Below are 8,793 nucleotides of genomic sequence, written 5' to 3' on the forward strand. Positions count from 1 at the left end.
GGGCCGGACAGTGGGTTGTCGATCCGCGCCTGCCACTGGTCGCCCAGCGACTGCAGGCGCAGGCGGGCCATCGGCGCCGCCTGCGGCGTGGCGCCGGCCGTGCGCGCGGCCGGCGTCTGTGGCACCAGTCCCCAGCCCTGGCGCCAGTCGGCAGCGTTCGCGGGGGCGCTCGCCAACAGGGGCAGCAGGAGGCAGGGCAGGGGCAGGCGGCGCATCGAAGGCTCCAGCGACATGGACCGCCGGGACTCTACGCAAGCTGTCGGGACGGGGGAAGGGTGGGGGCTTTGCATTCATCCATCTCTTTATCCGCATGAAAGGATTGACATGCCCGAAAAGGACTGGCATCGTGGCTCCACCATCGAGACCGGCAGAGGGACAGGCCCTTTGAAGCCGGGGCAGCCCGCAGACGCGAAAGCGCCTGCGTAGGTGCCAAATCCTGCGGGGACCGTGGCGTCCACCGAAAGATGGTTCGAACCTGCACCCAACGTGCACTTCGAACGCGAGCCCCGCGAAGGCTCGATGGCCGATTTCCCTACCGGAACCCGCCATGAGCTTCGCCACCAGCACCGTGCTTCGCCCCGAACCCTTTGTCCCCGTCAGCGTGCCGGTCGATGACCGCGTGCACGCCGAGCGCGGCGAGTTCGCCGCCGTGCTGTCGATGCGTCATGCCGGCCCCTGCCCGGTGCGCCTGCGCTATGAGTGGGTCGGTCCGGTCAACGCACCGGTGGTGGTGCTGGCCGGCGGCATTTCCGCGCACCGCCATGTAGCCTCCAATGCGCAGTTCAGCGAGAAGGGCTGGGCCGAAGGCCTGGTCGGCAGTGGCCGCGCACTGGATCCGCAGCAGCTGCGTGTGCTCGCGTTCGATTTCATCGGCGCCGACGGTGCGTTGGATGTGCCGATCGATACCGCCGACCAGGCCGATGCGTTGGCGCTGCTGCTGGATCACCTCGGCATCCGCGCATTGAAGGCATTCGTCGGCTATTCCTACGGCGCGCTGGTCGGCCAGCAGTTCGCGATCCGCCACCGTGCCCGGGTACGCCAGCTGGTGCTGGCCAGCGGTGCGCACCGCCCGCACCCGTATGCCGCCGCCTGGCGTGCGCTGCAGCGCCGTGCCGTGGCGCTGGGCCAGCTGCAGTGTGGCGAAGACCACGGCCTGGCGCTGGCCCGCCAGTTCGCCATGCTCAGCTACCGCACACCGGAAGAATTCGGCGAACGCTTCGATGCAGCACCGGAGGTGGTCAATGGCCGCGTCCGTGTCGCGGCCGAAGACTATCTCGACGCGGCTGGTGCGCAGTACGTCGCGCGCACGCCGGTCAATGCCTACCTGCGCCTGTCCGAGTCGATCGACCTGCACCGCGTGGACCCGAGCGCGATCCTGCCGCCGACCGTGGTGGTTGCCGTTGAAGGCGACCGCCTGGTTCCGCTTGCCGACCTGGTCGGCCTGGTCGAGGGACTGGGCCCACGCGGCAGCCTGCGCGTGCTGCGCTCGCCCTACGGTCACGACGCCTTCCTGAAAGAAACCGATCGCATCGACGCGATCCTCGCCACCGCCTTCCGCACTTCTGGAGAGTCCGCATGAGCCTGCACGCCGCTGAACCGTCCTGTTGTCGCACCACCGCCGCCGTCCGCGCCGGCATCGATCGCGACACCGCCCATGGCGCGGTCACGCCGCCGATCGTGCTGTCGTCGAACTTCAGCTTTGAAGGCTTCGGCAACAAGCGCCAGTACGACTACACCCGGAGTGGCAATCCCACGCGCGACCTGCTGGGTGAGGCGCTGGCCGAACTGGAAGGCGGCGCCGGCGGCGTGGTCACCGCCACCGGCATGGGCGCGATCAACCTGGTGCTGAACGCACTGCTGCAGCCCGGCGACACCCTGGTGGTGCCACACGATGCGTACGGCGGCAGCTGGCGCCTGTTCAACGCGCTGGCGAAGAAAGGCCAYTTCGAACTGRTCACTGCCGACCTGACCGACCCGCGCKCGCTGGCCCAGGCCCTGGCCACGCAGCCGAAGCTGGTGCTGGTGGAAACCCCGTCCAACCCGCTGCTGCGCATCACCGACCTGCGCTTCGTGATCGACGCGGCGCACAAAGCCGGTGCGCTGGTGGTGGTCGACAACACGTTCCTGTCGCCGGCATTGCAGCAACCGCTGTCGTTCGGCGCGGACCTGGTGCTGCACTCCACCACCAAGTACATCAACGGCCACAGCGACGTGGTCGGTGGTGCGGTGATTGCCCGCGATCCCGCCGTGCATGAACAGCTGGTGTGGTGGGGCAATGCCCTGGGCCTTACCGGCTCGCCGTTCGATGCGTTCCTGACCCTGCGCGGCCTGCGTACGCTGGATGCACGCCTGCGCGCGCACCAGGAAAACACCGCCGCGATCGTGGCGCTGCTTGATGCGCATCCTGCGGTGGCCAAGGTCTACTACCCGGGCCTGGCCGATCATCCGGGCCACGCCGTTGCCGCGCGTCAGCAGAGTGGTTTCGGCGCGATGCTGTCCTTCGAACTGGCCAGCTGTGCCGGCGATGATCCGCATGCTGCTGTACGCGCGTTCGTCGATGGCCTGCGTTACTTCACGCTGGCCGAGTCGCTGGGAGGCGTGGAAAGCCTGATCGCACACCCGGCGACCATGACCCACGCGGCAATGACTGCCGAAGCACGCGCGGCTGCGGGCATCAGTGAAGGCCTGCTGCGTCTGTCGGTCGGTATCGAGGGCGAGCGCGACCTGCTGGCCGATCTGGGCAGCGCTCTGGCGCGCGCCGAGGCGGTGATCGATGCGGTGGCGCGCGGCAAACAGGTGGCAGACGCATGAGCGCTTTGCCTGTCGAGATTCCGCTGCTGGGGACCGGCCGCCTGGCGCTGCTCGGAACCGGCACCGTCGGTTCGGCCTTCGTGCAGCGCTACCAGGCGTTGCAGGCGCGTGGGCTGGAACTGCCCAGCGTGCAGTGGCTGGCCAATTCACGCACCGCGCTGGCGATCGACCGCGATCTGGCGTTGCCGCTGGAACTGGCACGGCGTGCGCCGCGCGATGGGCAGAGTTCGCCGCCGTGGGCCAGCGCTGAAGGGCTGGAGCGTGGCGACGTGGTGGTCGATGCCACCGCCAGCGAAGATGTAGCGGCGCGCCACGTTCAGTGGTTGGCGCGCGGTGTGCACGTGGTGACCGCCAACAAGCTTGGCCGCGGTGCGCAGCTGTCGCGCGCGCAGGCCATCGCCGATCGTTGCGCCGACAGTGGTGCGCGTTACGGCGACAGCGCCACCGTCGGCGCCGGCCTGCCGTTGCTCAGCAGCCTGCGCGCGCTGGTTGCCGGTGGCGACCACATCCATGCCATCGAGGGCGTGCTTTCCGGTTCGCTGGCGTGGCTGTTCAATCGTTATGACGGCCAGTCGCCGTTCTCGGCGGCGGTGCGTGAAGCGCTGGCGGCCGGCTACACCGAGCCGGACCCGCGGCTGGATCTTTCCGGCGAGGATGTGCGCCGCAAGCTGTTGATCCTGGCCCGCAGCAGCGGATTGGCGCTGGACGCGTCGCAGGTGCAGGTCGACTCACTGGTGCCGGATGCGCTGGCTGCGCTGCCGCTGGAAGATGCAGTGAATGCGCTGGAGCAGCTGGATGCACCGCTGCAGGCACGTTGGCAGCGGGCGTGCGACAACGGCCGGGTGCTGCGTTTTGTCGGGCGCGTCGATGGCGAGGGTGCGCAGGTGGGCCTGCGTGAGCTGGCTGCCGACCATCCGCTGGCGCAGGGCGCGGGCACCGACAACCGCGTGGCCATCCACAGCGATCGCTATCGCGCGCAGCCGCTGTTGATCCAGGGGCCGGGCGCGGGTGCGGAAGTGACCGCAGCGGCGCTGCTGGATGACGTGCTGCGGATCGTGGGGTGAGCCCGGCCGCCGCTGCGCTCGCCGGGCGTGGCCCGGCGCTACCCACGCCGATCCTCGTAGCGCCGGGCCATGCCCGGCGGTTATGGAACTTCAACGCGCTTTGAGTGCCTTCAACAATGCGGCATTGAACTGCTTCGGGTCCTGCACCTGCGGCGAATGGCCCAGTGCCGCGAACTCGACCAGGGTCGAGCCGGGTATCGCCGCCGCTGCCGCTTTGCCCAGTGCCGGGTAGTTGCCCAGCGTCGCCTTCAGTTCGGGCGATGCCTGGTCACGGCCGATCGCCGTGCGGTCCTTCTGGCCGATGAACAAGGTGGTCGGCACCTGCAGGTTCTTCAGTTCGTAGACGACGGGCTGGTTGAACACCATGTCCGAGGTCAGTGCCTGGCTCCAGGCCACCTGCTGCTTGCCTGCGCCTTCGTACATGCCCGACTGCATGCGCGCCCACGGTTCATACGCCGGCTTCCACTTGCCGTCGTAGTACACATCCAGCTGGTAGCGGCGGATGCTGTCATAGCTGATGTTCATTTCGCCGGCATACCACGCGTCCACGCTGCGCCAGGGCACGCCCTKSGCCTTCCAGTCTTCCAGSCCGATCGGATTGACCAGCGAAAGACTGCGCATATCCTGCGGATACATCAGCGCATAACGGATGGCCAGCATGCCGCCCATCGAATGGCCGACCACGTGCACCGGTACATCACCCAGCTGCAGCTGCTGCAGCAGCGCATGGGTATTGTCGGCCAGCTGCCCGAACGAATACTGGTAGCGCTCGGGCTTGCTGGATTTGCAGAAACCCACCTGGTCCGGCGCGATCACCCGGTAGCCTGCCGCCACCAGCGGCTTGATCGTCTCCTTCCAGGTTGCCGCGCAGAAGTTCTTGCCATGCAGCAGCACCACCACGCCGATCGGCTTCTTCTTCGGCGCAACATCCAGATAGGCCATCTCCAAGGCCTGGCGCTGCGATTCCAGTGCAAAGGTCTTCACTGGATAGCCGTAGTCGAAGCCCTCCAGCCGCGGCCCGTAGGTTGGCGCAGCGAGAGCGGACAGCGGAAGGCAGGCAAGCAGGGCGGTGGCGATCACGCGCATGGGACATTCCGGGGCAGGGGGATGCCCGAGCCTAACCGGAAAACGGTGACGGTGTTGTCCGGTCGAGAACGGCACTGCAGAGCCGGGTCGATGCCCGGCCCTGCAGTAGAGCCAGGCCATGCCCGGCCCTGCAGACCATCAGCACTCGATGACGTTCACCGCCAGGCCGCCGCGGCTGGTTTCCTTGTACTTGTCCTGCATGTCGCGGCCGGTATCGCGCATGGTCTTGATGACCTTGTCCAGCGACACCTTGTGCTTGCCGTCGCCGCGCATGGCCATGCGCGAGGCGTTGATCGCCTTCACCGCACCCATCGCGTTGCGCTCGATGCACGGGATCTGCACCAGGCCACCGATCGGATCGCAGGTCAGGCCCAGGTTGTGCTCCATGCCGATTTCCGCCGCGTTCTCGATCTGGCTCGGGTTGCCGCCCAGCGCCGCGACCAGGCCACCGGCGGCCATCGAACAGGCTACGCCGACCTCGCCCTGGCAACCCACTTCGGCGCCGGAGATCGAGGCGTTTTCCTTGTACAGGATGCCGATCGCCGCCGAGGTCAGCAGGAAGTCGAACACCCGCTGTTCGTTCGCGCCCGGGCAGAAGCGGTCGAAGTAGTGCAGCACCGCCGGCAGTACACCCGCCGCGCCGTTGGTGGGTGCGGTGACCACGCGGCCACCGGCAGCGTTCTCTTCGTTCACGGCCAGTGCGTACAGGTTGACCCAGTCCAGCGTGGTCAGCGGGTCCCGCATCGCCGCTTCCGGCTTCGACGACAGCTCGCGGTACAGCGCCGGCGCGCGGCGGCCCACTTTCAGGCCACCCGGCAGCACGCCTTCCTCGCGGATGCCGCGCGCCACGCAGGCCTGCATTGCGCTCCAGATCTCGCGCAGGTTGTCGCGGATCTCGTCCTCGCTGCGCCAGCATTTCTCGTTCTCGAACATCAACTGGGCGATGCTCAGGCCACTGCGCGCGGTCTGCGCCAGCAGCTCGTCGCCGCTCTTGAACGGGTAGGGCAGCGGCGTTTCGTCAGGCACGATACGATCATCGGCARCATCGTCCTGGTTGACCACGAAGCCACCACCGACCGAGTAGTAATCGCGGGTGGCCAGCACTTCGTCATCGGCGTTGTACGCGGTGAAGCGCATGCCGTTGGTGTGGWASGGCAGCTTCTGSCGYTTGTTCAGGCCGAGGTCGCGCTTTTCGTCGAAGGCGATCTCGTGCTGGCCCATCAGCATGATCCGCTTGCTGCTGCGGATGCGCTCCAGCGTGGACGGAATGATGTCCGGGTCGATCAGGTTCGGACGCTGCCCTTCCAGGCCGAGCAGGATCGCCTTGTCGGTGCCGTGGCCGCGACCGGTCAGTGCCAGCGAGCCGTACACGTCGGCACGGATGCGTGCGACCTGCGCAAGCTTGCCCGGGTCGAGCAGCCACCGATGGATGAAGCGCTCGGCGGCCCTCATCGGCCCGACGGTGTGCGAGGAGCTCGGGCCAATGCCGATCTTGAAAACGTCGAACGTGCTGACAGCCATGGTTGCCGTACTGCGGGTACCGGGAGAGACCGCTATTCTAGCGGTTCACGCCGCACTTCCATGACTGCGGCGCAGCATTTCCGCCAAGGGAGCAAACCCCGGTGTTGACCCTGTTCCAGCGTGACGACTGCCATCTGTGTGACATGGCCCTGGCCGAACTGGCCAGGGCGCGGGCGCCCGAGTTCGAATCGGTGTTCCTCGATGACCAGCCGGCGCTGGAGGCGCGCTATGGGGCGCGGGTGCCGGTGCTGCGCGATGAGCGCGGTGGGCGGGAGCTGGACTGGCCGTTCGATGCGGCCACGGTGCAGGCCTGGCTGTTGGCAGGCAGGTAAYGCCGGGCCATGCCTGGCGAGCGCGAAGCGCGGCCAGCGGTGGAAGCCGCCGGGCATGGCCCGGCGCTACCAGAACGAAGGCGTCTTATTTCGCGTCGAACTTCACGATCGTGCTGATCGCGGTTTCGTCCGGGATGGTCTTGGTATCAGCCCAGTCGCCGCCACCGACACCGAAGTCCAGGCGCTTGACCGTGGCCTTGCCGGTCAGCACCGGCTGCGCGCCGGGCTTCCAGGTGAAAGTGAAGGTGACCGGCTTGCTCACGCCGCGCAGTTCCAGCGTGCCGTCGGCGGCGAACTGGTCGTTGCCGAGCGCGCGGAAGCCCTTGGCGGTGTAGCGTGCGGTAGCGAACTTGCCGACGTTGAAGAAATCCGCGCCCTGCAGGGTGGAGTCGCGGTCGCTGTTGCCGCTCTTGGCGCCGGCCAGCGGAATCACCACGTCCAGCGAACCTGCGGACGGATTGGCCGGGTCGAAGCTGAGCTTGGTGGCAAAGCCCGGGAAGCTGCCGGTGAACACTTCACCGTCGTACTTGGTGGCAAAGGCCAGGAACGAACCGGCACCCGGCGCCTGGGCGTAATCGGCGGCGAGCACCGGTGCGGTGGCCAGCATGCCGGCAAGGGCGGCGGCCACGGCGGCCGGAGTGGTCAGTTTCAGGTTCATCGGTCAGTCCTTCTGGGGAGAGGCGAGCCAGCCACGCGGCAACATCCGGGACAGGGTGGCATCGCGCTGGAACAGGTGGTGGTAGAAGGCGGCACCGGCATGGGCCAGCACCACCGCGATCAACAGCCAGAAGCCGTATTCGTGCAGGGCATGGGATGCCGCCACGATCTGCGGATCCGGTCCGCTCAGCTTGGGCACATCGACCAGACCGAACCAGCGGAACGGACGCAGGCCGCTGGCCGAGTCGTACAGCCAGCCCGACAACGGGATGGCGAACATCAGCACATACAGCAGCACATGGGTGGCGCTGGCGATGCGCTCCTGCCAGCCCGGCACGCCGGGTACCGGCTTGGGGGCACCGGCATACAGGCGCCAGCCCAGGCGCAGCACCACCAGTGCCAGCACGGTGATGCCGATCGACTTGTGCGCGGTATAGACCCAGAAATACTTTGGCGTCTTCGGCAGCTCGCCCATGGTCAGGCCGACGATGCCCAGGGCGAGAATCAGCAGTGCGATCAGCCAGTGCAGGGTCTGGCTGACACTCCCCCAGGCGGCAGGGGTGTTCTTGGCGGTCATGAAGGGTCCTTGGTGGCCGTCTGGCTGTCGGAGTGGGGTTGGGGCGGGGGAGTTCCCGGAGAATCGCTGCGGTCGAGCGTGGCTTCAGCCTCGATACGCACCTGCACCGCATCACCGATCACGCCCGGCCATGCGGTGATGCCGAAGGCACGCCGGCTCAGCGTGGTGGTGGCGGAGAACCCTGCAGTACGCCGGAACGGCGGCAGCGGATAGCGTTTGACCTGGTTCAATGTCACCTCCAGCGCGACTTCCTGGCTGACCCCGCGCAGGGTCAGGGTGCCCAGTACGCGCGCATGGCGGGCATCGATCGGTTCGACATGGTGGGAGACGAAGCGGGCGGTGGGGAAGCGTTCGCCATCGAGCAGGCTGCGCGCCAGGGTTGCCTGGTTCCACTTGGCATCACCAAGGTCCAATCGCGACACCGGAATYTCGACGTCCAGTGTCGCATCGCGCCAGTTGTCGCTATCGAACTGCAACTGGCCCTGGCTTCCGGAGATCGTACCCAGCGCCTGCGAGTAGCCGGCATGGTCGATCGCAAACAGCACACGGGTGTGCACCGGATCGATGCGGTAGGCCTCGTTGCCTGCCCAGGCGGGGGCCACGGCAAGCAGCATCGGCAGCAGGGCCAGGCAGTGGCGCATCGGCGGGGGGCTCCGGGAAAAAGACCGTTTGATCATACCCATCGCCCCCGCGCAACGCTGTGTGCACGGCTGCAACAGTTCGTGGTGCCGATGTGGCCGGAAAC

Annotated in this window: 9 protein-coding genes, 1 pseudogene and 1 riboswitch; of the genes and pseudogenes, 4 read left to right on the forward strand and 6 right to left on the reverse strand. The window is 67.4% G+C overall.

Annotation, left to right across the window (positions count from 1 at the left end; all coding sequences use genetic code 11):
• A pseudogene (locus AC1VAN_RS04500) lies at positions 1–215 on the reverse strand (M23 family peptidase); the annotation flags it as partial.
• A gap of 137 nt (positions 216–352) precedes the next feature.
• A riboswitch (SAM riboswitch) is annotated at positions 353–471 on the forward strand.
• Positions 472–547: 76 nt separating this feature from the next.
• On the opposite strand from AC1VAN_RS04500, the gene metX reads away from it, so the two are divergent.
• Genes metX through AC1VAN_RS04515 form a run of 3 tightly spaced genes read left to right on the forward strand, consistent with a single transcriptional unit; the run spans position 548 to position 3,875 of the window.
• Positions 548–1,579, forward strand: a complete 1,032-nt coding sequence (gene metX, locus AC1VAN_RS04505; RefSeq protein ID WP_025877822.1) for a homoserine O-succinyltransferase MetX — start codon at positions 548–550, stop codon at positions 1,577–1,579.
• Positions 1,576–2,811 carry an O-succinylhomoserine (thiol)-lyase gene (locus tag AC1VAN_RS04510; RefSeq protein WP_480985341.1) on the forward strand — a complete coding sequence of 412 codons (1,236 nt, stop codon included), beginning with the start codon at positions 1,576–1,578 and terminating at the stop codon, positions 2,809–2,811. The genes metX and AC1VAN_RS04510 overlap by 4 nt, the downstream gene beginning before the upstream one ends.
• Complete coding sequence (locus tag AC1VAN_RS04515) at positions 2,808–3,875, forward strand: homoserine dehydrogenase family protein (RefSeq protein WP_442251738.1); 1,068 nt, start codon at positions 2,808–2,810, stop codon at positions 3,873–3,875. Before AC1VAN_RS04510 ends, AC1VAN_RS04515 begins: the two co-directional genes overlap by 4 nt.
• A gap of 90 nt (positions 3,876–3,965) precedes the next feature.
• On the opposite strand, the gene AC1VAN_RS04520 is transcribed toward AC1VAN_RS04515, so the two are convergent.
• Both AC1VAN_RS04520 and AC1VAN_RS04525 read right to left on the reverse strand, forming a co-directional pair.
• Positions 3,966–4,961 (reverse strand): alpha/beta fold hydrolase, encoded by a 996-nt coding sequence (locus tag AC1VAN_RS04520; RefSeq protein WP_480985342.1) that lies wholly within the window; start codon positions 4,959–4,961, stop codon positions 3,966–3,968.
• Between the two features lie 138 nt (positions 4,962–5,099).
• Entirely contained in the window at positions 5,100–6,482 is a 1,383-nt protein-coding gene (locus AC1VAN_RS04525; RefSeq protein ID WP_480985343.1) for an L-serine ammonia-lyase, read from the reverse strand.
• A gap of 101 nt (positions 6,483–6,583) precedes the next feature.
• On the opposite strand from AC1VAN_RS04525, the gene AC1VAN_RS04530 reads away from it, so the two are divergent.
• Positions 6,584–6,814, forward strand: a complete 231-nt coding sequence (locus tag AC1VAN_RS04530; protein ID WP_025877830.1) for a glutaredoxin family protein — start codon at positions 6,584–6,586, stop codon at positions 6,812–6,814.
• An 85-nt stretch (positions 6,815–6,899) separates the two neighbouring features.
• Here AC1VAN_RS04530 and AC1VAN_RS04535 read toward each other — a convergent pair whose 3' ends face one another.
• Genes AC1VAN_RS04535 through AC1VAN_RS04545 form a run of 3 tightly spaced genes read right to left on the reverse strand, consistent with a single transcriptional unit; the run spans position 6,900 to position 8,689 of the window.
• Positions 6,900–7,472 (reverse strand): YceI family protein, encoded by a 573-nt coding sequence (locus tag AC1VAN_RS04535; RefSeq protein WP_025877832.1) that lies wholly within the window; start codon positions 7,470–7,472, stop codon positions 6,900–6,902.
• A gap of 3 nt (positions 7,473–7,475) precedes the next feature.
• The gene (locus tag AC1VAN_RS04540) at positions 7,476–8,048 is read right to left on the reverse strand and encodes a cytochrome b (RefSeq protein WP_032976591.1); all 573 of its coding nucleotides are present in this window, start codon (positions 8,046–8,048) and stop codon (positions 7,476–7,478) included.
• Positions 8,045–8,689: a YceI family protein gene (locus tag AC1VAN_RS04545; protein ID WP_032976592.1), complete on the reverse strand. Its 645-nt coding sequence runs from the start codon at positions 8,687–8,689 to the stop codon at positions 8,045–8,047. Before AC1VAN_RS04545 ends, AC1VAN_RS04540 begins: the two co-directional genes overlap by 4 nt.
• Positions 8,690–8,793: the final 104 nt, after the last annotated feature.

The organism is Stenotrophomonas sp. 05L44_2 (assembly GCF_056665995.1).

What these genes read in the sequence shown, in the direction of transcription:
- AC1VAN_RS04535 (WP_025877832.1), bottom strand. Translation starts at nt 7,472, where the DNA reads ATGAACCTGAAACTGACCACTCCGGCCGCCGTGGCCGCCGCCCTTGCC.
- AC1VAN_RS04515 (WP_442251738.1), top strand. Translation starts at nt 2,808, where the DNA reads ATGAGCGCTTTGCCTGTCGAGATTCCGCTGCTGGGGACCGGCCGCCTG.
- AC1VAN_RS04540 (WP_032976591.1), bottom strand. Translation starts at nt 8,048, where the DNA reads ATGACCGCCAAGAACACCCCTGCCGCCTGGGGGAGTGTCAGCCAGACC.
- metX (WP_025877822.1), top strand. Translation starts at nt 548, where the DNA reads ATGAGCTTCGCCACCAGCACCGTGCTTCGCCCCGAACCCTTTGTCCCC.